This is a genomic window from Streptomyces sp. NPDC026500 (assembly GCF_055567635.1).
Genome location: NZ_JBVHQB010000004.1, coordinates 258,502 through 283,952, shown reverse-complemented (window position 1 = coordinate 283,952; position 25,451 = coordinate 258,502). Strand labels below are relative to the sequence as shown.

Below are 25,451 nucleotides of genomic sequence, written 5' to 3'. Positions count from 1 at the left end.
AACCCGGTGAGCCCTCGGGCGCTCAGCCTTCGATCCTCGGCCTTCGATCCTCGGCCTTCGATCCTCGGCCTTCGATTCTCGGCCTTCGATTCTCGGCCTTCGGCCCTCAGCCCTCGGCCGTGTCCTGGAACGCGGACAGTGCGGCCTTCGACACCGCTTCCACCAGCGAAATGCCCTTCGCCTGCGTGGAGTTCCCGTTCGACAGCGTCGCCACGAGATAGTCGTGGCCGTCGACCGAGATCCGCCCGATGCTGTTGACGTCCCACAGCCCCGTGGTGCTGCGCGCCAACCACCCGTTCTTCAGGGCCCATTGGGAGCCGTCGGCCGCGGCCGACACTCCCCACTGCTGGTCGGTCTCGATCTTGCCCATGAGTCCCTGGAGGTAGGACCGGGAGGCTTTGCTCAGTTTCGAGTCGTCCCCGAACACCTGGCGCAGCAAGGTCAGTTGGTCGCTCGCCGTGGTCTGGGTCAGGCCCCACAGCTCGCCGTCGCCGCCCTGCGTGTCCGTCAGGCCGAAGCGCTTGTTCGCGGTGTCGAGTCCGTCGGCCCGGCCCATCGCGGCCCACAGCGCGGTCGCCGACGCGTTGTCGCTGTTCTCGATCATCGCGGTGGCGTACGTCTTCTCCTGCGCGGTGAGATGCCGGTCGGCGTCCTGCGCCTGGAGGAGCAGCGTGGCCAGGATGTTCACCTTGACGATGCTCGCGGTGTCGAAGGCGGCGTCACCGTGGGCGACGCTCTCACCGGAGTCGAGGTCGAGGACGGCCACCGCCGTCTTCACGCCGTCCGCCACCGGGACCGCCTTCAGCGCCTTCGCGAGCAGCGCGTCCCGGTCCACCGAGGGCTCCGCGACGGGTTCCACCGATGCCTCCTCGCTCACGGCCGGCGACGAAGAGGGCGATGCCGACGCCGCCGACGATACGACGGCCGGGCCGTCGTGCGCCTGTGCCTTCATGTACACCGTCCCGGCCGCCGTGGCACCGACGAGGACGACGGAGGCCACCGCGGTGGAGAGGAGAGGCTTGCGTCGGGAGGGCCGGGCGCGACGCCCGCGTGCTCTGTGACGGTCCATTCGGCGATGCTGGACGGCCGGGCTGTGTCCGCGGTTAGACGCGTGTTAGAGGTGTGTCAGGGAAGGCTGAGAAACACATGAGTTCCGTCAACTCCGGGTTTCAGGGGCCGCACAGGCGCAGCAGCATCCCCCCGATAGGGTCGGGGACCGTGGCGAACAAGAACATTCCCGACTCCGGCTTCTCCGACGACGACGGCTCCGCCGACCCCCGGCTGAGCGCGGCGCTCGCCGCCTGGTCCGCGGACCGCACCGCCGTGCCGCCGGTCCTGGAGGCACTCACGGGTGCCCGGCTGCTCGTACCCGTCGTGGCAATTCTCGGCGAGGTCGAGGAGGACGAGAACGGGCTGCGCCGCGAGAAGACCAGCGACATGGCGGTCCCGACGCTCAAGGCGGGGAACCGTACGGCCCTGCCCGCCTTCACCTCCACGGACTCGCTGGCCCGCTGGGACCCCGAGGCCCGCCCCGTCGCCGTACGTCTGCCTCAGGTCCTGGAGGCCGCGGCGCACGAGAAGGCCGACACGATCGTGCTGGACCTGGCCGGGCCCGTGTCCTACGAGCTCACGGGTTCCGCCCTGCTGGCGCTCGCCGAGGGACGTACGACCGCCGACCCGCTCGCCGATCCCGCCGTGGTCGAGGCGGTACGGGCCGCGGTCGCCGCCGAGCCCCTGGTGGTCCGCGCCCATCTCGGCCCCGGGTCGGCGGACGGCACCCTCGCCCTCGTGCTCGACCCGTCGGCCGCCCCCGCCGAGACCGCTCGCGCGGTGGCACAGCGGCTCGCGGCCGACGAAACACTGAGGGCCCGCCTGGTGCGCGGCCTCGACCTGGCACTTCTGCCGGCCGAGGCGACGCCTCCGGGCGAGCCCCTGTACGTACGCGGGTAGTACGCGGGTGTACGGACGCGGACAGGTCCGTACCCGACGCGTCCGTACCCGTACGACGTGAGGACGCGGGTCAGCCGTAGACGGGGCCCGTGTACTTCTCGCCGGGGCCCTGGCCCGGCTCGTCCGGGACGAGCGACGCCTCGCGGAAGGCGAGCTGGAGCGACTTCAGACCGTCGCGCAGCGGCGCCGCGTGGAAGGAGCTGATCTCGGTCGCGCTCGCGTCGAGCAGCCCGGCGAGCGCCGTGACCAGCTTGCGCGCCTCGTCCAGGTCCTTGTAAGCGTCGCCCTCCTCGGTGAGACCGAGCTTCACGGCGGCGGCGCTCATCAGGTTCACGGCGACCGTCACGATGACCTCGACCGCGGGGACCTCGGCGATGTCGCGGGTCATGGTGTCGTAGTCGGGGTTCTGGGGAGGGGTGTCACTCATGCCTCACACGATAGGCCCCGGCGCGCGCGCCCCCGCCCGCGGGAGCCTTCCGCCGGGACCGCGGCAGCCTTCCGCCGGGTGAGCGGCGGCGAGGAGGCCGCCGGTTAGCGCGTACCCGGCGGAACTGCTAACCTTGTGTAACGACCGGTCGGACACGTATGTGCTCGGCCCACAAGTGGAGGCTCCGATCTCCCACCCGACTGTCCTCCGGGACGGCGGGTCACCCGGTCAGGCGGCCCCCACCGTTCCGTACGGACGGTGGAGTCGCCCGAATGTGCGCCCCGCGGTTGACCGCGGCGGTGCTCCGGTTACCCATGGAGCCCCGCCTGTGTCCCGTCCGGGGCATTTTTCATGTGCCACGGCGGTTGGTCCCATTGTCATCAGAGACATACGCGGCTGTCCGCCAGACCGCCGTGTGGTGCTACCGAGGAGGATCCATCAGCACCGAGCCCCGCATCAACGACCGGATTCGCGTTCCCGAAGTGCGACTTGTCGGTCCCAGCGGCGAGCAGGTCGGGATTGTTCCGCTTGCCAAGGCCCTTGAGCTTGCTCAGGAGTACGACCTCGACCTGGTCGAGGTGGCGGCGAGCGCTCGCCCGCCCGTCTGCAAGCTCATGGACTACGGGAAGTTCAAGTACGAGTCGGCCATGAAGGCCCGTGAGGCGCGCAAGAACCAGGCGCACACGGTCATCAAGGAAATGAAGCTCCGGCCGAAGATCGACCCGCACGACTACGACACCAAAAAGGGTCACGTCGTCCGGTTCCTCAAGCAGGGCGACAAGGTCAAGATCACGATCATGTTCCGTGGTCGCGAGCAGTCCAGGCCGGAGCTCGGCTACCGACTGCTGCAGCGTCTCGCCACGGACGTCGAGGACCTCGGGTTCATCGAGTCGAACCCGAAGCAGGACGGCCGAAACATGATCATGGTTCTCGGTCCGCACAAGAAGAAGACCGAGGCGATGGCCGAAGCCCGTGAGGCTCAGGCGGCTCGCAAGGCGGAAGCGAAGGCCAACCCGGGTCGCTCGCAGAACGCCGCCGATGACGACATCGCCGAAGGTGAGATCGCCGACGGTGAGGTCACCGAAGACGAGGTCGCCGAGGGCGAGTCCACCGAGGCCGAGTCCGCCGAGGCCCCGGCCGAGGCATCAGCCGAGGCCTGATCCCAGGGCTGCTGCCCCGGGATGTCAATCGATACATATGACGTTCCACCGTGCCCGGTCCAGCGACCGGGCACCGGAACGCCACTGACGAGGAGAGAACGGCGCTATGCCGAAGAACAAGTCGCACAGCGGTGCCAGCAAGCGCTTCAAGATCACCGGCTCCGGCAAGGTGCTCCGTGAGCGTGCCGGCAAGCGCCACCTGCTCGAGCACAAGTCGTCTCGTCTGACGCGTCGTCTCACCGGCAACGCCGAGATGGCCCCGGGCGACGCCAAGAAGATCAAGAAGCTTCTCGGCAAGTGATGTACCGGCGCCCAGCGCCGCACGTCTGAACCGGGACCCAATCGATTTCGGGTCGTGTGAGTCCAACCACGGCCCCGCTACAAGGAGTTAAAAAGTGGCACGCGTCAAGCGGGCAGTCAACGCCCACAAGAAGCGCCGGGCAATCCTCGAGGCGGCCTCCGGCTACCGCGGTCAGCGTTCGCGCCTGTACCGCAAGGCCAAGGAGCAGGTCACCCACTCGCTGGTCTACAACTACAACGACCGCAAGAAGCGCAAGGGCGACTTCCGTCAGCTGTGGATCCAGCGCATCAACGCTGCGGCCCGCCAGAACGGCATGACGTACAACCGCCTCATCCAGGGTCTGAAGGCCGCCAACATCGAGGTGGACCGCAAGATCCTCGCGGAGCTGGCCGTCAACGACGCCAACGCGTTCGCCGCGCTCGTCGAGGTCGCGCAGAAGGCGCTGCCGTCGGACGTCAACGCGCCGAAGGCCGCGTGACGCTGCGCTGGCTTTAGCCGACGTGACTGAAGGACCCGCAGGTTTTAGCCTGCGGGTCCTTTGCTGCAGAAGCCCGCGGAGGCCGTCCGTTCAGGTGCCGACCGTGGGGGGCCGATCGCGCCCACGCGGCGGAGCCGCAGATCGACACGGGCCCGCGCCCCCAGGGGGTTGCAGTCGTCCCCAGATATCGAAGGTGAACCAGAACATGCCCCCCGCCAGCCCCGAGCTGATCTCGCCCCGTTCCCCCCGTGTCTCCGCCGCGCGGCGGCTGGCCCGGCGGAACTTCCGCGGGAAGGAGCGGCTGTTCCTCGCGGAGGGGCCGCAGGCCGTGCGGGAGGCGGCGGCGTACGGCGGCGACACGCTCGTCGAGCTGTTCGCCACCGTGGAGGCCGCTGAGCGGTACGCCGACCTCGTCGCGGAGGCCCGCACCGCCGGAGCCCGGGTCCACCTGGCCGACGAGCAGGTCATCGCGGACATCTCCACCACCGTGACCCCGCAGGGAATCGTCGGCGTCTGCCGGTTCGTCGACACGCCCTTCGAGGAGATCCTCAAGGCCGGACCCAAACTCGTCGCCGTGCTCGCGCACGTCCGCGACCCAGGGAACGCCGGGACCGTGCTGCGCTGCGCGGACGCCGCGGGCGCCGACGCCGTCGTCCTCACCGACGCCTCCGTCGACCTCTACAACCCCAAGGCCGTACGGGCCTCCGTCGGGTCCCTGTTCCATCTGCCCGTCGCCGTCGGCGTGCCCGTCGAGCAGGCCGTCGCGGGACTCAAGGACGCGGGCGTCCGCATCCTCGCCGCCGACGGCGCGGGCGAGGACGACCTCGACGACGAACTCGACAAGGGGACCATGGGCGGCCCCACCGCCTGGGTGTTCGGCAACGAGGCCTGGGGGCTTCCGGAGGAGACCCGTGCGCTGGCCGATGCCGTCGTGCGCGTTCCGATCCACGGAAGGGCCGAGAGCCTGAACCTGGCCACGGCCGCGGCCGTATGTCTCTACGCGTCAGCCCGTGCACAGCGCGCCTCCACAGGGTGCCGTTCCGTGACCGGCAGCTAGTAGGGTGACGGGCTCGGGGGCCCTCTGCGCCAGACGAGAGGTGGGGTACGGGGATGAGTGTCGGCACGGGCGGTGGGCAGAGCGCGCTGCGAGCACGAGACGTGCGTGGCACATCCGCGTCCCGGCACGATGACACCGCCGGAGCCGGTCCCGGTCTCGGCATAGACCCCGACGACCTGCCCGACGGGATCGTGGTCGCCGACGAACACGGCCGGGTGATCTGCTTCAACGCCGCCGCCGCCCGGATCACCGCGGTCCCCGCCGCCGAGGCACTCGGCCGTCGGCTCGAATCGGCGCTCCCCCTGGAGGACCTGGAAGGCCGCCGCTGGTGGCAGCTGACCGACCCGTACGGCGGTCTCGCCATCCGCAACAGCCAGCCCGAGCGGAATCTGCTGTTGCCCGGTGGCCGTGAGGTCCTCGTCTCCGCGCGCTATGTGCGGACCCGGCCCACCGGACCGGTCCGCCGGGTCGTCGTCTGCCTGCGCGACACCGAGGCCCGCCGCCGCACCGAGCGCAGCCACGCCGAGCTGATCGCCACGGTCGCCCACGAACTGCGGTCGCCGCTCACCTCCGTCAAGGGCTTCACCGCGACCCTGCTCGCCAAGTGGGAACGCTTCACCGACGACCAGAAGAAGCTGATGCTGGAGACCGTCGACGCCGACGCGAACCGCGTCACCCGGCTCATCGCCGAGCTCCTCGACATCTCACGCATCGACTCCGGACGACTCGAGGTGCGCCGTCAGCCCGTCGACATAGGCGCCGCCGTCGGCCGGCACATCCAGGCGTACGTCGCCTCGGGCCAGCCCGCCGACCGTTTCCTGCTGCGCATCGAGCAGCCCCTCCCCGCCCTCTGGGCCGACCCCGACAAGGTCGACCAGGTGCTCAGCAATCTGATCGAAAATGCGGTGCGGCACGGCGAGGGAACCGTCACCATTGACGTGGCACCCTCGGCCTCCCCGCGTGAGCGGGACGACGAGGGCACGGCGAACGCCGTCACGTCGGTCACCGTGAGCGACGAGGGCACCGGAATCCCGGAGGAGTCCATGAACCGCGTCTTCACCCGCTTCTGGCGGGGCAGCAAGCGCGGCGGCACCGGCCTCGGGCTCTACATCGTCAAGGGCATCGTCGAAGCCCACGGCGGCACCATCACGGTCGGCCGCGCCCCCGGCGGGGGAGCGGAGTTCCGATTTACGTTGCCCGTGGGCACCCCGGCGTATCTTCTGTAACGCCGCAGCGGCCCCCACGGGCTCATCCGCACGGGAGCACCGCGAGGACGCCCAGTCCTGGGCAGGCCCCCACCCCCGTTAGACTCGGCCTTTGGCACCTTTGCGTCCACTCATCTGCGGACGATTCGTCTCCGAGTCGATGACGGGGACCCTCAGCCAGCCAACCGGAAGCACGGGAAGAGATGTCGGCACCTAATAAGTCGTACGACCCTGTAGAGGTCGAGGCCTTGAAACCGGAAGAGATCGAGCGCATGCGGGACGAGGCGCTCGCCGCCTTCGCGGCCGCCGGTGACCTCGACGCGCTCCAGGAGGCCAAGGTCGCCCACACCGGCGGCACCTCTCCGCTGGCCCTCGCCAACCGCGAGATCGGCGCACTGCCCCCGCAGGCCAAGGCCGCGGCCGGCAAGCTCGTCGGTCAGGCCCGCGGCGCCGTGAACAAGGCCCTCGCAGCCCGCCAGACCGAGCTGGAGGCCGACCGTGACGCCCGCGTACTGGTCGAGGAGGCGGTGGACGTCACACTGCCGTACGACCGCGTACCGGCCGGCGCCCGGCATCCGCTGACCACCATGATGGAGCGGGTCGCGGACGTCTTCGTGTCCATGGGATACGAGGTCGCCGAGGGCCCCGAGGTCGAGGCGGAGTGGTTCAACTTCGACGCCCTCAACTTCACGCCCGACCACCCGGCCCGGCAGATGCAGGACACCTTCTTCGTCCAGGGCCCCAAGGGCACCGAGGGCGACGAGTCCGGTGTCGTGCTGCGCACCCACACCTCGCCGGTGCAGGCCCGCGCCCTGCTCGACCGGGAGCCGCCCGTCTACGTCGTGTGCCCCGGCCGCGTCTACCGCACGGACGAGCTCGACGCCACGCACACCCCGGTCTTCCACCAGATCGAGCTGCTGGCCGTCGACGAGGGCCTGACCATGGCCGACCTCAAGGGCACCCTGGACCACATGGTCCAGTCGCTCTTCGGCTCGGACATGAAGACCCGGCTGCGCCCGAACTACTTCCCCTTCACCGAGCCGTCCGCCGAGATGGACATGCTCTGCTACGTCTGCAAGGGCGAGTCCGTCGGCAACCCCGACCGCCCCTGCCGGACCTGCTCCTCCGAGGGGTGGATCGAGCTCGGCGGCTGCGGCATGGTCAACCCGCGGGTGCTGGTCGCCTGTGGCGTCGACCCGGAGAAGTACAGCGGATTCGCCTTCGGGTTCGGCATCGAACGGATGCTGATGTTCCGTCACAACGTAGAAGACATGCGAGACATGGTCGAGGGTGACGTCCGGTTCACCCGGCCGTTCGGGATGGAGATCTGATGCGGGTCCCGCTTTCTTGGCTGCGGGAGTACGTCGACCTGCCGGCGACGGAGACCGGGCGCGACGTCCAGGCCAAGCTCATTTCGGCAGGCCTCGAGGTCGAGACCGTCGAGCCGCTCGGCGCCGACCTCAAGGGCCCCCTGGTCGTCGGCCAGGTGCTCACCATCGAGGAACTGACGGAGTTCAAGAAGCCCATCCGCTTCTGCACCGTCGACGTCGGCACCGCCAACGGCACCGGTGAGCCCCAGGAGATCGTCTGCGGCGCACGCAACTTCGCCGTCGGCGACAAGGTCGTCGTGGTGCTGCCCGGCGCCGTGCTGCCCGGCAACTTCGCGATCGCCGCGCGCAAGACGTACGGCAAGACCTCGCACGGCATGATCTGCTCCGGCGACGAGCTGGGCATGGGCGACGACGGCAGCGGCGGCATCATCGTGCTGCCGCCCGAGGTCGAGGTCGGCACCGACGCGATCGAGCTGCTCCAGCTCGTCGACGAGGTCCTCGACATCGCCGTCACGCCCGACCGCGGCTACGCCCTGTCGATGCGCGGTGTGGCCCGCGAGGCCGCCATCGCGTACGGCCTGCCGCTCCGCGACCCCGCGCTGCTCGACGTACCGGCCCCCAACGCGTTCGGTTACCCGGTGCAGATCTCCGACCCGATGGGCTGCGACCGCTTCACCGCCCGTACGGTGACCGGCCTCGACCCCGACGCCAAGTCCCCGATCTGGCTGCGCCGCCGGCTGCAGAAGGCCGGCATGCGCCCGGTCTCGCTCGCCGTCGACATCACGAACTACGTGATGCTGGAGCTCGGCCAGCCCCTGCACGCCTACGACCGCAGCCGGGTCGAGGGCACGATCGGCGTGCGCCGGGCCGAGCAGGGCGAGAAGCTCACCACCCTCGACGGCGTCAAGCGCACGCTGGACGCCGGAGACCTGGTGATCACCGACGACCGCGGCCCCATCGGCCTCGCGGGCGTCATGGGCGGTGCCCACACCGAGATCGACGACACCGAGGGCACCACCACCGAGGTCGTCATCGAGGCCGCGCACTTCGACGCGATCTCGATCGCGCGCACGGCCCGCCGCCACAAGCTGGCCTCCGAGGCGTCCAAGCGCTTCGAGCGCGGCGCCGACCCCGAGGCCGCGTCCGCCGCGGCCCAGCGGACCGTCGACCTGCTCGTGCTCCTCGCGGGCGGCACCGCCGACGCCGGGGTCACCGAGGTGATCGCGCCGTCCGCGCCGCACACCATCACCATCCCGGCGAACCACCCGGACAAGGTGGCCGGTGTCGACTACGGCCGCGAGACCGTCGTCCGCCGTCTCCAGCAGGTCGGCTGCGACGTCTACGGACAGGACGAGCTGATCGTCACCGTGCCGTCCTGGCGGCCCGACCTGACGGACCCGAACGACCTCGCGGAAGAGGTCATCCGCCTCGAGGGCTACGAGAACCTGCCCTCCACGCTGCCCAAGCCGCCGGCGGGCCTCGGCCTCACGGACCGGCAGCGGCTGCACCGCAGGATCGGCCGCGCGCTGGCCGGCGCCGGATACGTCGAGGCGCTGAACTACCCGTTCATCGGCGAGCACGTCTTCGACCAGTTCGGCCTCGCCGACGACGACCCGAAGCGCAAGGTCGTCAAGCTGGTCAACCCGCTCTCCGACGAGGAGCCCGCGCTCCGTACGACGCTGCTGCCGGGCCTGCTGCACGCCCTGCGCCGCAACGACGGACGCGGCAGCCACGACCTGGCGCTCTTCGAGACCGGCCTGGTCTTCCACCCGCAGGAGGAACTGCGCGTCGCCGGGCGGCTGCCCGTCGACCGCCGTCCCACCGACGAGGAGATCGCGTCCCTGACGGCCGCGCTTCCCGTCCAGCCCCGACACGCAGCCGTCGTCCTCGCGGGCGCCCGCGAGCAGGCCGGCTGGTGGGGCAAGGGCCGCCCGGCCGACTGGGCCGACGCGATCGAGGCCGCGCGCACGCTGGCCCGCGAGTCCGGGACCGAACTCCTCGTCCGCTCCGGCCAGTACGGGCCGTGGCACCCGGGCCGCTGCGCCGAGCTCGCGGTCGTCGTGGACGGTGCGGAGCAGATCATCGGGTACGCCGGTGAGCTGCACCCCGGTGTTCTGAAGACGCTGGGCCTGCCCGCGCGCACCTGCGCGATGGAGCTGGACCTGGACGCGCTGGAGCGGGCGAGCTCGGGCCACCCCAAGGGCCCGAAGATCTCGACCTTCCCGGTCGCCACGCAGGACGTCGCGCTGGTCGTCGACAAGACCGTCCCGCACGCGGACGTCGAGGCGGCGCTGCACGAGGGCGCGGGTGAACTCCTCGAGTCCATCCGGCTCTTCGACGAGTACGAGAGCGAGCAGCTCGGCGAGGACAAGAAGTCCCTCGCCTACGCGCTGCGGTTCCGTGCCGCCGACCGCACGCTGACCGTCGACGAGGCCTCCGCGGCCCGCGACGCGGCGGTGGCGCTGGCGGCCGAGCGCACGGGAGCCGTGTTGCGCGGAGCCTAGAAGCTCCACCGGTTGTGCCGGGGAACTGTGCGCCGTTCGGTGGCCGCGGATCGTTCGCGGCCGGGCGCGCGGTTCCCCGCCCCCTTTTCCCGGGGGTTCCCGGCCCCCGCCCAGGGGTTTCCCCGGCCGCTGCCTGCATAAATGCGGGAGTCCGAACATGCCTCACTCATTCGGGTGACATGTCCGGGCGATCCGACCCGGCCGGGCCGGGCGGTCGACAGAATCGGACCGGTCTCTCCGAGGCCGGTTGCGCTGTCAGTGCCTATTGGGGGGCCAATCGGCATGATCCGTATCAAGGCTGGGGCTCCCCGCAGGGCGACGCTCCGCACGCATTCGCGGAACCCGGCCAGAGCGGCCCTCGGGCCGCGGCGCCGGGGTGAGCGGCTGAGGGCCGGCTTCGACCGGGCGGTGCGCGGCCGCAGACCCCGCATCGGGTTCACCCGTGAGGAGTGCGGACCCGGCACACACGGCCGCCTCGGACACCGGGTCCGCCGCACCCCCGACCGGCTGCCGCTGCGCCGGGCGGTGAACCTGGGGTTGCCCGCGGTCTGGGGCGCGCTGGCGATCTCGTACAAGATGGCCTGTCCGCTCGCACAGCAGAACGGGCTCGGTGCCCGCGTCGTCACCAGCGCCGTCTTCCTCGCGGTCGGCGCCGGTCTGATACTCCAGGTCAGAAGAGCGCTGCTGCGCGAACTCCGGCAGATCCGCAAGGTCGCGGGGGCCGCGCAGAACGTCCTGCTGCGCCCCCTGCCACCGCGCATCGACGGGCTGAACATCGCCGCGGCCCAGCTCTCCGCGGACCACGGCGCGACCATCGGCGGCGATCTGTACGAGGCGATCGCCACCGAACACGGAGTGCGGGTCGTGATGGGGGACGTCCGCGGGCACGGACTCGGCGCCATCGGGACCGTCGCCGCCGTCCTCGGCAGCTTCCGCGAGGCCGCGCACGACGAACCCGAACTCGGCGGCGTCCTCAGAAGACTCGAGCGGGCACTGGCCCGGCATCTGCGCGAGCGGGACCGGGCCGAACATCTCTCGGCCGGGCTCGATCCCGACAGCCCGGCCGCCGAGGAGTTCGTGACCGTTCTGCTGCTGGAGATCCGCAGCGACGGCGAGGTGCACGCCCTCAACTGCGGCCATCCCTGGCCGTATCTGCTCGGCAGGGGCCGCGTCCGGCCCCTCGTCCGTGCCGAACCGCTGCCCCCGCTCGGGCCGTTCCCGCTCCCGGCCGCTCTCCCGGCCGAGCCCTGCGGCCGACTCCGGCCCGGCGAGGGTCTCTTCCTGCACACCGACGGTGTCGAGGACGCGCGGGACACCCGGGGGCGGTTCTTTCCGCTGCTCCCGGCACTCACGGCGGCCGTCCGCGACGGGCCCGTCGTACCGCAGGCCGTCCTGCGCGCGGTCTTCACCGGCCTGCTGCGCCACACCGGCGGCAGGCCCGACGACGATGTGGCCCTTCTGGTGCTGCACAACGACCGTCGGCCCGTCGCCCTGAATCAGGGTCGCGTGTCCCATCACGTGCCTCGCTAGACAGGTCCCGGGAGCGGCGGTTGCGGCTCCGCGTTCCCGGGGACGACCGGCCACGGGACCCGCACCCGGACGACCGGAGTCCCGCGGTCGCCCCGGCCGGGCCGGCTCTGCCGTCCGCCCGGCCATGGAGTGTCGGGCAGGCAGCCGGGCGGACGGCGCGGAGCGGGCCGCCGCACTGTACGAGGGGGAGCCGGCGGCCCGGCCGGCCTCTTGCGAGGCATTTCAGTCAACCGGTACGAAACTCTCCGCGACAGCGCGCGTACAGCGCGGATACGGGCATTCCCATCACACCCCGTGTGAAAGGGGACGCACTACTCTCTCTGGTGCGGTCGGGCCCGGTCGGGCAGGATCGGCGCCGACGGCAACGAGCCACTCGGGGGCCTCCCATGCAGCCCAACACTCTGCTCGACGCGATTCTCGACGAGGCAGGCATCTCGCACGCGGGACTCGCCGCCCACGTCAACCAGGCGGGGCGGGCGCGCGGTCTCGCGCTGCGCTACGAACACACCGCCGTGGCACGGTGGTTGAAGGGTCAGCGACCGCGCGGCCAGGTGCCCGACCTGATCTGCGAAGTGCTCGCGGGGCGACTGCACCGGCCCGTCACGCTCGACGACATCGGCCTCGGGGTCCCCGGCGAACCCTCCACCCCGCACGCCGGCACGCTCTCCGGCTTCGTCGAACGCGCCACCGCCCTGTGGCGTTCCGACGAACAGCAGCGTCCGCACATACTCGGCGCCCCGGCCGTCACCGGAACACCCGCGGTGATGCCCGTGTGGGAGTGGGAGAACCCGCCCGAGGACGTGGACGTCTCCCGCGGCGGCCGCCATCACGTCAGCATGGCCGACATCGAGATGCTGCGAGCGGCGCGGGCCCACTACGAGCAGATGTACCGCAAGGCCGGGGGCATAGCGACCAGAACCCGGATCGTCGGCTTCCTCAACTCCGAGACCGCGCCCCTGCTGCGCGGCGGCTACACCGACGCCACCGGCCGCCAACTCCACCGCGCCACCGGCGGGTTGGTGGCCATCGCGGGCATCTGCGCCTACGACTCCGACGCGCACGGACTCGCCCAGCGCTACTTCCACCAGGCGCTGCGGCTGGCGAAGGCCAGTGGGGACAGGGGACTTGGCGCCTACGTCATAGCTCTGCTCGTCAACCAGTCGCTGTTCATGCGTGAGTACCGGCAGGCGGTCGCCTTCGCCGAGGCCGCGCTGCGCGCCGCGGGACGCCACATCACCCCGGCCCTCGCCTCCGACCTCTACGCGATGCAGGCGAAGGCGTACGCACACCTCGGCGACGGCAGCAGCGCGCTGTCCTGCATACGGCGTGCCGAGCAGGCCGCCGATCGCATCCGGCGCGGTTACGAGCCCGACGAGACCGGCTATGTCCAGCCGGGACTGGTCAACGTGCAGGTGGCGGAGGCGCTGCTCAGCCTCGGCGACCTGGTGGCCGCCGCCGAGCACGCGGTGGCCGCCGTCGACACTCCGGCGCACGACCGGGGGCGCGTGCACCGGCTTGCCATGCTCAGCCAGATCGAACTGCGCCAGGGCAATGCCGACAAGGCGGTGGCGACGGCCGTCCAAATGGCGGAGCAGGCGCGGGGGATGGAGTCCCAGCGGCTGCGCGACAGACTTCGCGCGGTACGCGAGCACCTGGTGCGCAGCGGTTGTGCGGGCACGACCGAGGCCGCTGAACTCATCGACGGCGCACTGCGCGTACCGCTGTAGGGAGCACCCGGACAGCCGCTTCACCGGCCGCACCGGGCAGCTGCTTCACGAGCCGCACCGGAACGCCGGCCACCGCTCCGCCGGACCCTGTTCACCGCCACTGCGCCGCGCCCCGACCCCTGTGAGCCCTGCTGTCAGGACGCTGCTGCTGCGATATTGCCATCTACTCGGCGGAAGGTGGCAGAACCGTGCAGTGGACGAAACAGAACGAACAAACTGTGTATGAAAACCGCTGGTTCAGCGTCAATCTCGCAGATGTGGAGCTGCCGGACGGGCGGCATCTCGATCACTTCCTGATCCGGCTGCGGCCCGTCGCCGTGGCCACGGTGGTGAACGAGGCCAACGAGGTGCTGCTCCTGTGGCGGCACCGCTTCATCACCGACAGCTGGGGATGGGAGCTCGCTGCGGGCGTCGTGGAGGACGGCGAGGACATCGCCGTGGCGGCGGCCCGCGAACTGGAGGAGGAGACCGGGTGGCGACCGGGACCCCTGCGGCATCTGATGAGTGTCGAGCCCTCCAACGGGCTCACCGACGCCCGGCATCACATCTACTGGGCCGACGAAGGCGCGTTCATCGGACACCCCGTGGACGACTTCGAGTCCGACCGCCGGGAATGGGTTCCCCTGAAACTCGTCCCCGACATGGTCGCCCGTGGTGAGGTCCCGGCCGCCAACATGGCGGCCGCGCTGCTCCTTCTGCACCATCTCAGGCTCGGGCAGGACGCGTTACCCTGATCGGCTCCCCCTCGCAGCTCCCTCAGCGGCCCAGAGCCTGCCAGACCGCGACGGCCAGTGCGCCCACGGCCGCGACGACGGCGACGGTGGGCAGTGGCCAGCGGGTGTGTTCGAGCGCGACGATCCGGGTGCTGAGGTCATCGAGATCCTTGGCCGTCTGGTCGTCGCGCTGAGTGAGCAGTGCCAGTCCTCCCTCGATGCGGGTGAACCCCACTTCGAGAGACCGGCGTAACTCCGCGAGTTCCTTCGGTGCCACGGGATGCTGAGGGTCGGCGGTCACGAGTCCGTTCCTTTCCGTAGTCGGCACATCCCTTGTCCGTGCACGGAAAGTCAACTCGCCTGGTGGGTGCGTGGGGAGCGTGTGCGCGCGGCATATGCGGGCCCGGCGCGCACACGGCGTGTGAACGGCGCGGGCCCGGCACCGGAAAAGGTGCCGGGCCCGCGCCCGCCCGAACTCCGTGGAACGGAGCCCGCGTTCCGCTATTACTGGCCGTAGGTGTAGAACCCCGAGCCGGACTTCCGGCCGAGGCGTCCCGCGTCCACCATGCGCTGGAGCAGCGGGGGAGCGGCGTACAGCGGCTCCTTGTACTCCTCGTACATCGAATACGCGACCGAGGCCACCGTGTCGAGACCGATCAGGTCGGACAGCTTGAGCGGGCCCATCGGGTGGGCGCAGCCCATCTCCATGCCGTTGTCGATGTCCTCGCGGCTCGCGATACCCGACTCGAACATCCGGATCGCGGACAGGAGATAGGGGATCAGCAGCGCGTTGACGACGAAGCCCGAGCGGTCCTGGGCGCGGATCGCGTGCTTGCCGAGCGCCTTCTCGGCGAACAGCTGGGCGCGGCCGATCGTGCCCTCGGAGGTGGTCAGCGCCGGGATCAGCTCCACGAGCTGCTGCACCGGGGCCGGGTTGAAGAAGTGGATGCCGATGACCTGGTCGGGACGCGAGGTCGCGACGGCCAGCTTCACCAGCGGGATCGAGGAGGTGTTGGAGGCGAGGATCGCGTCCGGCCTGGTCACCACCTGGTCGAGCACCTGGAAGATCTCGGTCTTCACCTGCTCGTTCTCGACGACGGCCTCGATCACCAGGTCGCGGTCGGCGAACTCGCCGAGGTCCGTGGTGAAACTCAGCCGGTCCTGAGTGGCCTTGAGCTCGTCCTCGGAGATCTTTCCGCGCTCGGCCGCCTTGGAGAGCGAAGTGAAGAGCCGGGTCCGGCCGATCTCCAGGGCTTCGCCGGTGGTCTCGGCGACCTTGACGTCCAGGCCGGCGCGGGCGCACACCTCGGCAATGCCCGCTCCCATCTGGCCGCAGCCCACCACTCCGACGCGTTCGATGTCGGTCACATCGTCCCCTTCGCTGATCCGTACTGCCTGGCAGGTCATCCGTTGTTCGGTCCCTGCTCCGAACGTGCACGCTACTCCCAAGTATCGATGATCGATCGGCGGGGTCGTGCATGCTGGGCGACGGGACGGTCAGTGACCGTGAGGATCCGTAGCGTAAGGGGATAGGGATATGGGGCGACTGCCACGCCGGGCGTTCGCGGCGGCCGCGCTCGCGACGCTGTCCGGCTTGGGTACGGCGGGGGACGTCGCGGCCGCCCAGGGGCCGGCCCCGTCGCGCCGGTCGGCGGCCCCGCGCGCCGTGCGGGGCATGTGGCTCGCGACCACCTCGCACCGCGACTGGCCCTCCCGCACCGGTCTGAGCCCCGCGCGTCAGCGCGCCGAACTGCTCGACCGGCTCGACACGGCGGTACGCCTGCGCCTCAACACCGTGATCTTCCAGGTCCGTCCCGCCGCGGACGCGCTGTGGCCCTCGCCGTACGAGCCGTGGTCCCAGTACCTGACCGGCGTCCAGGGCAAGAACCCCGGCTGGGACCCGCTGGGCACCGCGGTGCGGGAGGCCCACGCGCGCGGCCTGGAACTGCACGCCTGGTTCAACCCGTACCGCGTCTCGGGACAGCCGGACCCCCGCAGGCTCGCCCCCTCGCACCCCGCCCGTGTCCACCCGGACTGGATCGTGCGGTACGGCGGGATGCTCTACTACAACCCCGGGCTGCCCCCGGTCCGGACGTTCGTCAGGACCGCGATGCTCGACGCTGTGCGCCGGTACCCGGTCGACGGCGTGCACTGGGACGACTTCTTCTATCCGTACCCGGTGGCCGGCGAGGACTTCGACGACGACGCCGCGTACGCCGAACACGGCGCGGGCTTCCCGGACAGAGCGGCCTGGCGGCGCGACAACATCGACCGGCTGGTGCTGGAGATGGCGGCGGGCATCAAGAAGGTCCGGCCCGGGGTCCGTTTCGGGATCAGCCCCTTCGGGGTCTGGCGCAACGCGTCGACCGACCCGCTCGGCTCGCCGACCCGGGCCGGCGTCGAGACGTACGACGATCTCTACGCCGACACCAGGAAGTGGGTCAGGGAGCGCTGGGTGGACTACATCTGCCCGCAGCTGTACTGGAACATCGGCTTCGCCGCCGCCGACTACGCGAAGCTGCTGCCCTGGTGGGCGCGGGTCGCCCGGGGAACGGGCGTGCAGCTGTACGCGGGTGAGGCGCTCTACAAGGCGGGCGACCCGGCGCAGCCCGCGGCGTGGCAGGACCCGGCCGAACTCTCCCGGCACCTCACGCTGGCCGCGAAGCATCCCGAGGTGAAGGGCCACGTCTTCTTCGCCGCCAAGGAGGCCGGCGCCGACCGCATCGGAGCGATGGCACGGGTCGTCGCCGACCACTACCGGCAGCCGGCGAAGCCCCCGCTTTGAGAGTCCGCCGGCCTCCCGGCGTTCGTCGCGCTCGTCCTACTGCGGCATGTCCCGGTGGCGGATCTCGGAGTCCGGGCCCGGTGAGCACACGGCTTCGTGACCGTCCTCGAACCGCACGCGGTAGGGGGGAGAGCCTTCCGCTCCCATGACCTCGGTGATTTCCGCGACCTTGTCGTGCTGGCCGACGGTCCTGCCGTGCTGCACCAGCTGGTCGCCTTTGGTTGCGTGCATCTGAACGGTCTCCTCGTCCTGTACGGGAGTAACGGTTCGTGGCCTCAAGTCTACGGCCGGGGGCACGGGTTGGCCCGGCCCGTGCGTGCGGGTCAGCTCCGCGCCCGCTGGGTGAGGGCGATGCAGACGAGGACGGCGGCCGCCGTCAGGGGTGCCGCCGGGGTGAGCCGCTCGCCCAGGAGCAGTACCGACCACACCAGTGTGAGCAGCGGCTGGGCCAGCTGCAACTGGCTGGCCCTCGGAATCCCGATCGACGCCATCCCCCGGTACCAGACGACCAGACCGAGGAACTGCGAACCGGCGGCGACCCACAGCAGCCCGGTCACGCTGTGCGCCGTCAGCCGCACCGGCTCGTACGACAGCGCCACCAGCGCGCCGGGCACGCTGAGCGGCAGACACAGGACCAGGGCCCAGCCGATGACCTGCCAGCCCGGCACCAGGCGGGCGAGCCGACCACCCTCGGTGTAGCCCGCCGCGCAGATCAGCAGCGCCCCGAACAGATAGGCGTCCGCACCGGTCAGGGCGCCACCGCTCTGCTGCACGGTGAACGCGATCACGGCGGCCGCACCCGCGCAGGCCGCCAGCCAGAACATCCGCGAGGGCCGTGCGCCGGTGCGCAGCGACGAGAACAGCGCCGTCGTGAGCGGCAGCAGTCCGACGACCACGGCGGCGTGGGCGGTGGTCGATGTCCGCAGGGCGAGAGTCGTCAGCAGTGGGAAGCCGAGGACGACACCCGCGGCGACGACGGCGAGGCCCGCCAGGTGTCGCCGGTCGGGCAGAGGGACCCGCAGCGCGAGAAGGCAGGCGCCCGCGACGACCGCCGCGAGGACACAGCGCACGGCCACCAGCGACCAGGGGCCGAAGCCCTCCAGGCCCCAGGCGGTCGCGGGAAAGGTGAGGGAGAAAGCGGTGACGCCGAGGGCCGCCTGCAGGGTGCCCGAGCGGCGGTCCTTCGACGCGGGGCTCCGGAGCGGGAGGCCGGCCGCGGGCTCGGTGCTGACCGCTATCCCGGTCCACTCGATAGCGCTACTCTCAGTTCTCATGCAAGAGCGTAGCAGTGTGGGCGATCTGGCGAATCAGCTGCGGCGGGAACTGAACCGCTACTCTCCAGGTGGAAAGCTGCCGTCGAGCAGGGCGCTCGTCGAGCGATTCCGTGTGAGCCCGGTGACCGTGTCCCGGGCGCTGGCGCAGCTGGCAGCAGAGGGGCTCGTGGTCACCCGGCCCGGTGCGGGAGCCTTCCGGGCGCGGCCCCGGCCCGCCATCACGTCCACCGGGGACACGTCCTGGCAGGAGGTCGCGCTCAGCGCGGACGCCGCGGCCGAGGTCGTCCCCCGCACGGTGGACGCGTCCGGCGTTCTCGTCTCGCTCGCCGCGCCACCGCCCGGTGTCGTCGAGTTCAACGGCGGCTATCTGCACCCCTCGCTCCAGCCGGAACGGGCGATGGGCGCGGCCCTCTCCCGGGCGGGCCGCCGACCCGGCGCGTGGTCCCGGCCGCCCATGGAGGGTCTGCCCGAACTGCGTGAGTGGTTCGCGCGGGGGATCGGCGGGGCGATCGGCGCCGCCGAGGTGCTCGTCGCGGCGGGCGGCCAGTCCGCCCTGACGACCGCCCTGCGCGCGCTCGCGCCGCCCGGCGCCCCGGTCCTGGTGGAGTCACCCACGTATCCGGGCATGCTGGCCATCGCCCGCGCCGCCGGTCTTCGCCCCGTTCCGGTCCCGGTGGATTCCGACGGGGTGAAGCCCGAGCTCCTCGCCGACGCCTTCAGGGCGACCGGCGCCCGGGTCTTCGTGTGTCAGCCGCTGTTCCAGAATCCGACCGGTGCCGTGCTCGCGCCCGAGCGGCGGGGCGAGGTGCTGCGCATCGCGCGGGACGCCGGAGCCTTCGTCGTCGAGGACGATTTCGTACGCCGCCTGGTGCACGAGGACGCGGGCCCGCTGCCGCGTCCGCTGGCAGCGGAGGACCCGGACGGAGTCGTGGTGCACGTCGGTTCCCTGACCAAGGCGACCTCGCCGAGCTTCCGGGTGAGCGCACTGGCCGCGCGCGGTCCGGTGCTCGAACGGCTGCGTGCCATCCAGGTCGTCGACACCTTCTTCGTACCGCGCCCGCTCCAGGAAGCCGCGCTCGAACTCGTCGGCTCGCCGGCCTGGCCGCGCCATCTGCGTACTGTTTCCGCCGAGTTGAAGGCCCGACGCGACACCATGACCGCCGCACTGCGGCTACGGCTCCCCGAACTGGCCCTGCCCCACATCCCGTTCGGCGGCTACCACCTGTGGGCCCGGCTGCCCGACGGCACCGACGAGTCCGCGCTCGTCGCCGCCGCCCTGCGGGCGGGGGTGGCCGTGACCCCCGGCCGCCCCTACTACAGCGCCGAACCCCCGGCCGCCCAGATCCGGTTGAGCTTCGCGGCGGTGGCCGGGACGGAGGAGATCACGGAGGGTGTACGGAGACTGACGGCGGCGTACGACGAGGTGCGGGCCTGAGCCGGGCGCGCCCGAACTCCACGCCGGGTGGAGCCGAACTCCACGCCGGCCGGAGCCGAACTCCACGCCGGGTGGAGCCGAGCCCTGACTCGGCCGGAGCCGAGCTCCGCGCCGGGTGGAGCCGAGCCCTGACTCGGGCGGAGCCGAGCACCGCGCAGGCCGGAGTCGGGCCCTGACCCGGGCGGAGCTCCGACCTCGCGTGTCTCCGGCCGCGCGGCACGCACGGGCCACGCTCGCGGTGCCTGCTGGGGCGCTCGGCAGGGACCACGGCGGCGCGAAGATCGAATCCGGAGTGTCCGGACTGCCGGAGCACAGGGCGGAAGCTGATGCTTCGGTGAAACATTTGGATACTCTGCGTAACCCCCTTGACCTGCGGAGTCCCGCGCTCCACGATCTGCGCATGCATCTTCGGGTCACGTTCGTCGCCGCCGCGCGCAGCTCCTCGCTGCTCGCTGAGCGCTTCGAGGACGACCGGCCGCTGGACCAGGCGGGCTGGGAAGAAGTGCAGCGCGCCGCCGCCGGGCTGCTGCCGCTGGCGGCGGCCGAGCTTCGCTACTGCTCGCCGACGCCGCGCAGCCGGGCCACCGGTGACGTCCTCGGCTACGCCCCCCTGGTCCAGCTCGCACTGCGCGACTGCGACATGGGCCGCTGGCGGGGCTTCACCCTGGGCGAGGCCATGGCCCGCGAGCCCGAGGCCGTGGACTCCTGGCTGGCCGACCCGCGCTCCACGCCCCATGGCGGCGAGAGCCTGCTGTCCTTCATCGCCCGCGTCGGGGCCTGGCTCGACACCCGGCCGGGGGACGACGGCGGCAGCATCGTCGCGGTGGCCGAGCCGTCGGTCGTCCGGGCCGCGCTGGTCTACGCGCTGAAGGCGCCACCGTCGACGTACTGGAACATCGACGTCCGGCCGTTGTCGGCGATCAGTGTGACGGGCCGGTCGGGCCGCTGGAATCTGCGCTTCGACGGGGCGATCGCTCAGGCCAGGCGTGCGTAGCCGGTGGAGAGCACCAGGTCCTTCGCGGGCCCCCGCACCCGCCAGACGGACCGCCAGTGATGGTCGTCGCGGACGGTGAACTCGCCCCGGTAGAGGTCCGCCGCGCACGGATGGTCGGCGACATACCGCCCGCTCGTCAGATCCAGGTCATGGAACGGTCGGCCGTCGGAGAACCGTACGAGAGCGGTCCCGGGGTCCTGTCCCGGCAGGAACCGCAGGGTCCGCTCGGCGGGCCGGGCGACTCCCTGCCACACAAAGGTGCCCGACTCCTGGTGCAGCAGTCCCGCGTCCTCCTGCGGCCCGAAAACCGTCGTGCCGGTGAAGCGCCCCTCCGCGTCGCTCGCGAGGTCCCGCACGGTGCGCTCCACGCGCCAGCTTCCGGTCAGGTACGTGAGTACGTCCCGCACCGGCCAGAACTCACCCATGCCGTCCTCGTCTCCGTCCTGTCCGGAGCCGCGCGACCCCTCCACGCGCTCCGGCCTCTTCCTGTCTTGCCGTTCGAAGTGTCGATTCTTGGCGTTCGAAGCATCGGCCAAAGTCTGACATCTCGAACGGTGCGCCATCGACTCATTCCTGGGGATCAGGCGGCGGCAGCGTCGGCCGTGGGCCGCTGAGCGACCGGCAGCAGCCCACGTTCGCCGAACACCTTCTTCGCGACCAGGGTCGCGTTCATGGCCTTCGGAATGCCGCAGTAGACGGCGGAGTGCAGCAGTGCCTCGACGATCTGCTCCGGGGAAAGCCCGACGTTCAGCGCCGCGTTGACGTGCACCTCCAGCTGGATCTCGCAGCCGCCGAGGGCGGTGAGCATGCCGAGGGTCACCAACTGGCGGTCCCGCGGGGCGAGTCCTGGCCGGTCGTAGATGTCCCCGAAGCCCCAGGCGACGATCTGGTGGCCCAGCTCGGGGTTGATGTCACCGAGCGCGTCGACCACGCGTCGGCCCGCTTCGCCGTCCACCCGGTCAAGGACCTTCAGGCCGTGCTCGAAACGCTCCTCGCGGGTGGTGGACCCAGGGTTCTTCACGGTGTCGCTCATGTCGGGTCGTCCGATCCCGGCTGCTCCAGCAGCCGTTCGTAGTGGTCGATCTTGTCGTCGCGGGCGGACGCGTTCCGGCGCAGCGCGCGGATCCGGTTCTTCAGGTCGGCGCTGTGTTCACGGAGCATCGCCAGCCGGTCGGGGACCGTCGCGTCGCCCCGGGAGCGCAGCTCCGCGAACCGCTGCATGTCCGCGATCGACATGCCGGTCTCCCGCAGCCGGATCAGGAACTCCAGCCAGGCCAGGTCCGCCGCCAGGTAACGCCGCTGGTTCCCGGTGGTCCGGCCGACCCGCTCGATCAGGCCGGCCTTCTCGTAGTAGCGCAACGTGTCGTGCGAGAGGCCGGTGCGGTCGACGACCTGGGCGATCGTGAGGGTCGGTTCCGCGGTGTGCGGGAGGGGCTGTCCGCTGGTCATGGAGAAACCGTAGAACCTGGAGCGCGCTCCAGGTCAAGCGCTGCCGGGGAGTGCGTCAGCGCCGATGCGGGTCAACATGTCGACTCGGCCGGAGCCCAGTCGGCAGCCGGAGCCGGAGCCGGAGCCGGAGCCGGAGCCGGAGCCGGCGTCGAATCGTGAATTACCGGGAACGGAACCGGAACCGGAGCCCGAATCGGATCAGGAGCTGCGGCGGGGCTTGCCGCGCTTCGCGCCGCCCTTCGGGCCGCCGGTACCGCTGCTGCGGGGGTTCCGGGCCGTGGCCTTGCCGCCGCCCTTGCCGCCCGCCTTGCCGGGCGTGGGCTTGCGCCGCGTGCCGCCGGCCGAGTCCGATTTCCGGGAAGCGGACTTGGCCGCGCCCCGCTCCTTCTGCTGCGCCGCGGCCGGGGTCTGGGAACGCCCTCGCGTGCTGTTCACCGTGCGGCCGCGCACGATGCCGATGAAGTCCTCCACCAGGTCGGTGGTCCGCTCCTCGGGCCAGGCCAGCGCGACGCGTGACTCGGGGGCGTCCGTGACCGTCCGGTACGTGAGGTCCTTGCGGTGGTGGAGACGCGCGAGCGACTGCGGAACCACCACGACCCCGATGCCCGCCGCGACCAGCTCGACGGCATCCTCCGTACCGGCGGGCCGCTCCAGCGCGGGCTTGCCCGGCAGTCGCTCCCAGTCCAGCGGGTCGTCGAGGGGGTGCAGCACGATGTCGTCGGCGAGATCCTCACCGGAGACCTGCTCGACCGCCGCCACGATGTGATCCTTCGGGACCACGACGACCGTCGTCTCGGTGTAGAGGGGGATCGCGCTGAGGTCGTCCCGGTCGACCGGCAGCCGGACGAAGCCCGCGTCGGCGTCGCCGCGCCGCAGGACGTCGTACACCTCGGCGGCGGACACCGGAACGAGGGCCAGGGGTACGCCGGGCATCCGCTCGTTCCAGATCCGCACCCACTTCGAGGGCGTCACCCCGGGAACGTAGGCGAGCCTGAACGAGGGGGATGCTTCGGAGCCGGTCACCACGTCAGATTACCCGGCGTGGCCGTGGGCGCCGCACCGGCGATGATCGGCGTGGCCATGGGTGCCGTACCCCGCGATGGTCGGCGGGGGCCCGGGCGGTCGATACCCTTGACCCATGAGTTCGCACCAGACCGCCCAGACGATGAAGCCCGCCACCGCGGCGAAGAAGCTGGGTGTGTACCTCGAGGCCACCCCCGCCGAGTTCCAGGAGGGTGTCGTCTCCCGTGCCGAGCTGAACGCGCTGCAGACCGACCCGCCCGAGTGGCTCCAGGAGCTGCGCCGCACCGGTCCGCACCCGCGGCCGGTCGTCGCGGCCAAGCTCGGAGTCTCCATCGCGGGTCTCACCCGCGGCGGCGTCAGCGAGGCCCTCACCACCGAGCAGATCGAGGCGCTGAAGACCGAGGAGCCCAGCTGGCTGCGCCGTGAGCGCGCCACCCAGGCCGAGGCCCGCAAGGAAGCGGCACGCATCAAGGAGAAGCACGCGGAGCGGGACGCCAAGCGTTCCTGACCCGGGGCGCCCCGCCGGGGATCTCAGCCGTCGATCCCCGGGGTGCCGCGGCCGTCGGATCCGCCCGGGCCGGGCGAGGAACCCTGGCCGCCCGCGTGGCCGAACGCCTTGACGAGCAGGTAGATCACCGCGCCCGGCGGGATCAGGAAGATGACGACGGGGAACTGGAACGTGCCCGTCGTCTGGTGGGCGACGTACCACCCGTAACAGACGAGGAAGATCCCTCCCAGGGCGGCCCAGACGCGGTCCTTGACCGAATTTCCGGGCACGAAGGTCGCTCCGATCAGGATGATTCCCGACAGCACGGCGAAGATCTCGTATGCGCTCCAGTGAGCGGACGACGATGACAAGGTCGGTCCTCCAGGGGTTTTTGGGGCGAGGTCCCTTCAGCCGTCCGTGCGGCGACCGTCGGGTGTGGGCGGGCTGGGGCCGGTCCGGCGGGTCGCCGCGGGTCGGCGGGAACGGGCGGACAGGCTCTAGGTGTGTGGGAGCCGGGTCACACTGGTGAGGGCCAAGGGGGCCGGTAGCGCTCCCGAGTCGAGGGTGGCGGCGAACTGCTCGGCCGACTCCCGGGTGAAGCTGCCGGAGATGTCCGCGGTGCCGCCGCCGAGTCGCCGGCTGACGGACGGCGCGGAGATCACGGCGCCGTCCAGGACGATGGCGAGCTGGTTCTGCGGCGCGGTGTTGATGGACAGGTCTCCCGTGAGGGCGGAGAACTGCCGGGCGCCGACCGAGTCGAAGTCCAGCCGCACGATCCAGTTCCCGATCTGCTGGTCGCGCAGCGCCTTGGCCGACGCGACATGGGCGCCGTCGACGGCTGTCGGACCCAGCAGGTACTTGGCGCGCGGGGAGGATGCGCTGCCGTCGGCTCCGCAGGCGACGACGGACTCCTGAGCAGGGGCGTCCCGCTCTGTCTCGGGCCGCTTCCGCTGCGAGCAGTCCAGTGCCGCGAAGCGCTGCTGGAGCGCCGTGTCCTGAGCACCCCCCTCGACCGGGGCCGGCACGGCACTGGCACTCGCCGATCCGGCGGCACGAGGGCGCAGCCCTTCGGTGACGGCACGCCCCTGCGCGGGGTCGGAACTGGCGCTGGGGGACGGTTGCGGTGCCTGCGGCGTGCCGAGCGTCTCCTCCGCCAGAACGGGACGGAAACCGAGCCGGCCGGACACGCCCAGCTCCATCAGGCGCTTCTCGTCGACGCTGGGACCCGTGACGGTGATGGCGCGGTCGTGCGCCTCGACGCGCACGTCCGTGAGCCCCAGCGCCCTGGCACGCGCCCGCATCCGGTCCGTGGTCCGGCGCAGATCCGCGGCTCCCAACGGCGACGCTTCGGTGAAGGTCAGCACGGACTGCCGGGAGTCCGCCGCGACGGAGGGCGCGGAACTGCTGCCACGGACGGACCCCGGGACACCCGACGAGCGCTCCACGGAGCCGGAGCCGGAGCCGGAGCCGGATCCGGAGCAGCCGGTTAGTGTCGCCGCGGCGACGCAGAGGAGGAGAGCCGTGTGCGGGGCCCGGGGGAGACGCATGCGGGGGATGCTCCCAACCCGGTGATGCCCGGCGAGGCCGATGCAAGGGATTGATCGGAACTCATCCGGCGGGC

The 25,451-nt window shown here is 71.3% G+C and carries 27 protein-coding genes; 15 read left to right on the top strand and 12 right to left on the bottom strand.

Features of this window, described 5'->3' with window-relative positions; all coding sequences use genetic code 11:
- Positions 1–106 precede the first annotated feature (106 nt).
- Positions 107–1,069 carry a serine hydrolase gene (locus ACZ4N5_RS09575; RefSeq protein WP_467756533.1) on the bottom strand — a complete coding sequence of 321 codons (963 nt, stop codon included), beginning with the start codon at positions 1,067–1,069 and terminating at the stop codon, positions 107–109.
- A gap of 149 nt (positions 1,070–1,218) precedes the next feature.
- Here ACZ4N5_RS09575 and ACZ4N5_RS09570 point away from each other — a divergent pair, with 149 nt between their 5' ends.
- Entirely contained in the window at positions 1,219–1,950 is a 732-nt protein-coding gene (locus ACZ4N5_RS09570; protein ID WP_467756532.1) for an SseB family protein, read from the top strand.
- Between the two features lie 70 nt (positions 1,951–2,020).
- Here ACZ4N5_RS09570 and ACZ4N5_RS09565 read toward each other — a convergent pair whose 3' ends face one another.
- On the bottom strand, positions 2,021–2,377 hold the full coding sequence (locus ACZ4N5_RS09565) for a DUF1844 domain-containing protein (protein WP_261702877.1): 357 nt from the start codon (positions 2,375–2,377) through the stop codon (positions 2,021–2,023).
- A gap of 413 nt (positions 2,378–2,790) precedes the next feature.
- Between ACZ4N5_RS09565 and infC the strand changes: the two genes are divergently transcribed.
- The 10 genes from infC to ACZ4N5_RS09515 all read left to right on the top strand — a co-directional run bounded on the left by infC (position 2,791) and on the right by ACZ4N5_RS09515 (position 14,404).
- Positions 2,791–3,537 (top strand): translation initiation factor IF-3, encoded by a 747-nt coding sequence (gene infC, locus ACZ4N5_RS09560; protein WP_467756728.1) that lies wholly within the window; start codon positions 2,791–2,793, stop codon positions 3,535–3,537.
- A gap of 106 nt (positions 3,538–3,643) precedes the next feature.
- A complete protein-coding gene (gene rpmI, locus ACZ4N5_RS09555; protein WP_003947156.1) occupies positions 3,644–3,838 on the top strand; it encodes a 50S ribosomal protein L35 in 195 nt (64 codons plus the stop codon).
- A 94-nt stretch (positions 3,839–3,932) separates the two neighbouring features.
- A complete protein-coding gene (gene rplT, locus ACZ4N5_RS09550; RefSeq protein ID WP_003970214.1) occupies positions 3,933–4,316 on the top strand; it encodes a 50S ribosomal protein L20 in 384 nt (127 codons plus the stop codon).
- A gap of 205 nt (positions 4,317–4,521) precedes the next feature.
- Positions 4,522–5,373 carry a TrmH family RNA methyltransferase gene (locus ACZ4N5_RS09545; RefSeq protein WP_467756531.1) on the top strand — a complete coding sequence of 284 codons (852 nt, stop codon included), beginning with the start codon at positions 4,522–4,524 and terminating at the stop codon, positions 5,371–5,373.
- A gap of 53 nt (positions 5,374–5,426) precedes the next feature.
- Entirely contained in the window at positions 5,427–6,599 is a 1,173-nt protein-coding gene (locus ACZ4N5_RS09540) for a sensor histidine kinase (RefSeq protein ID WP_467756530.1), read from the top strand.
- 182 nt (positions 6,600–6,781) lie between these two features.
- On the top strand, positions 6,782–7,909 hold the full coding sequence (gene pheS / locus ACZ4N5_RS09535; protein ID WP_356781535.1) for a phenylalanine--tRNA ligase subunit alpha: 1,128 nt from the start codon (positions 6,782–6,784) through the stop codon (positions 7,907–7,909).
- Entirely contained in the window at positions 7,909–10,413 is a 2,505-nt protein-coding gene (pheT, locus tag ACZ4N5_RS09530) for a phenylalanine--tRNA ligase subunit beta (RefSeq protein WP_467756529.1), read from the top strand. The genes pheS and pheT overlap by 1 nt, the downstream gene beginning before the upstream one ends.
- Before the next feature lie 282 nt (positions 10,414–10,695).
- A complete protein-coding gene (locus ACZ4N5_RS09525; protein WP_467756528.1) occupies positions 10,696–11,943 on the top strand; it encodes a PP2C family protein-serine/threonine phosphatase in 1,248 nt (415 codons plus the stop codon).
- Between the two features lie 386 nt (positions 11,944–12,329).
- Positions 12,330–13,670 (top strand): transcriptional regulator, encoded by a 1,341-nt coding sequence (locus ACZ4N5_RS09520; protein WP_467756527.1) that lies wholly within the window; start codon positions 12,330–12,332, stop codon positions 13,668–13,670.
- A 188-nt stretch (positions 13,671–13,858) separates the two neighbouring features.
- A complete protein-coding gene (locus ACZ4N5_RS09515) occupies positions 13,859–14,404 on the top strand; it encodes an NUDIX hydrolase (RefSeq protein ID WP_467756526.1) in 546 nt (181 codons plus the stop codon).
- Positions 14,405–14,426: 22 nt separating this feature from the next.
- On the opposite strand, the gene ACZ4N5_RS09510 is transcribed toward ACZ4N5_RS09515, so the two are convergent.
- Positions 14,427–14,684 (bottom strand): hypothetical protein, encoded by a 258-nt coding sequence (locus ACZ4N5_RS09510; RefSeq protein WP_355839733.1) that lies wholly within the window; start codon positions 14,682–14,684, stop codon positions 14,427–14,429.
- A gap of 203 nt (positions 14,685–14,887) precedes the next feature.
- A complete protein-coding gene (locus tag ACZ4N5_RS09505) occupies positions 14,888–15,790 on the bottom strand; it encodes a 3-hydroxybutyryl-CoA dehydrogenase (RefSeq protein ID WP_467756525.1) in 903 nt (300 codons plus the stop codon).
- A 130-nt stretch (positions 15,791–15,920) separates the two neighbouring features.
- Here ACZ4N5_RS09505 and ACZ4N5_RS09500 point away from each other — a divergent pair, with 130 nt between their 5' ends.
- Positions 15,921–17,168, top strand: coding sequence for a glycoside hydrolase family 10-like protein (locus tag ACZ4N5_RS09500; protein ID WP_467756524.1), 1,248 nt, complete (start codon positions 15,921–15,923; stop codon positions 17,166–17,168).
- A gap of 36 nt (positions 17,169–17,204) precedes the next feature.
- Here the strand turns inward: ACZ4N5_RS09500 and ACZ4N5_RS09495 are convergent, their stop codons facing one another.
- On the bottom strand, positions 17,205–17,399 hold the full coding sequence (locus tag ACZ4N5_RS09495; RefSeq protein WP_355978392.1) for a DUF1918 domain-containing protein: 195 nt from the start codon (positions 17,397–17,399) through the stop codon (positions 17,205–17,207).
- 92 nt (positions 17,400–17,491) lie between these two features.
- Entirely contained in the window at positions 17,492–18,442 is a 951-nt protein-coding gene (locus ACZ4N5_RS09490; protein ID WP_467756523.1) for a DMT family transporter, read from the bottom strand.
- Between ACZ4N5_RS09490 and ACZ4N5_RS09485 the strand changes: the two genes are divergently transcribed.
- Positions 18,441–19,877: an aminotransferase-like domain-containing protein gene (locus ACZ4N5_RS09485; RefSeq protein WP_467756522.1), complete on the top strand. Its 1,437-nt coding sequence runs from the start codon at positions 18,441–18,443 to the stop codon at positions 19,875–19,877. The genes ACZ4N5_RS09490 and ACZ4N5_RS09485 overlap by 2 nt on opposite strands.
- A 400-nt stretch (positions 19,878–20,277) precedes the next feature.
- Positions 20,278–20,871: a histidine phosphatase family protein gene (locus tag ACZ4N5_RS09480; protein ID WP_467756521.1), complete on the top strand. Its 594-nt coding sequence runs from the start codon at positions 20,278–20,280 to the stop codon at positions 20,869–20,871.
- Here the strand turns inward: ACZ4N5_RS09480 and ACZ4N5_RS09475 are convergent.
- The 4 genes from ACZ4N5_RS09475 to ACZ4N5_RS09460 all read right to left on the bottom strand — a co-directional run bounded on the left by ACZ4N5_RS09475 (position 20,853) and on the right by ACZ4N5_RS09460 (position 23,343).
- Positions 20,853–21,296, bottom strand: a complete 444-nt coding sequence (locus ACZ4N5_RS09475) for a DUF6314 family protein (RefSeq protein WP_467756727.1) — start codon at positions 21,294–21,296, stop codon at positions 20,853–20,855. The genes ACZ4N5_RS09480 and ACZ4N5_RS09475 overlap by 19 nt on opposite strands.
- 155 nt (positions 21,297–21,451) lie before the next feature.
- Positions 21,452–21,904, bottom strand: a complete 453-nt coding sequence (locus ACZ4N5_RS09470; protein ID WP_467756520.1) for a carboxymuconolactone decarboxylase family protein — start codon at positions 21,902–21,904, stop codon at positions 21,452–21,454.
- The gene (locus ACZ4N5_RS09465) at positions 21,901–22,320 is read right to left on the bottom strand and encodes a MerR family transcriptional regulator (RefSeq protein WP_467756519.1); all 420 of its coding nucleotides are present in this window, start codon (positions 22,318–22,320) and stop codon (positions 21,901–21,903) included. The genes ACZ4N5_RS09470 and ACZ4N5_RS09465 overlap by 4 nt, the downstream gene beginning before the upstream one ends.
- A gap of 198 nt (positions 22,321–22,518) precedes the next feature.
- Positions 22,519–23,343: a LysR family transcriptional regulator substrate-binding protein gene (locus tag ACZ4N5_RS09460; RefSeq protein ID WP_467756518.1), complete on the bottom strand. Its 825-nt coding sequence runs from the start codon at positions 23,341–23,343 to the stop codon at positions 22,519–22,521.
- Positions 23,344–23,458: 115 nt separating this feature from the next.
- Between ACZ4N5_RS09460 and ACZ4N5_RS09455 the strand changes: the two genes are divergently transcribed.
- A complete protein-coding gene (locus tag ACZ4N5_RS09455; RefSeq protein ID WP_467756517.1) occupies positions 23,459–23,851 on the top strand; it encodes a DUF5997 family protein in 393 nt (130 codons plus the stop codon).
- Between the two features lie 23 nt (positions 23,852–23,874).
- Here ACZ4N5_RS09455 and ACZ4N5_RS09450 read toward each other — a convergent pair whose 3' ends face one another.
- Complete coding sequence (locus ACZ4N5_RS09450) at positions 23,875–24,201, bottom strand: hypothetical protein (RefSeq protein ID WP_467756516.1); 327 nt, start codon at positions 24,199–24,201, stop codon at positions 23,875–23,877.
- 126 nt (positions 24,202–24,327) lie between these two features.
- Entirely contained in the window at positions 24,328–25,275 is a 948-nt protein-coding gene (locus tag ACZ4N5_RS09445; protein ID WP_467756515.1) for a SecDF P1 head subdomain-containing protein, read from the bottom strand.
- Positions 25,276–25,451 lie beyond the last annotated feature (176 nt).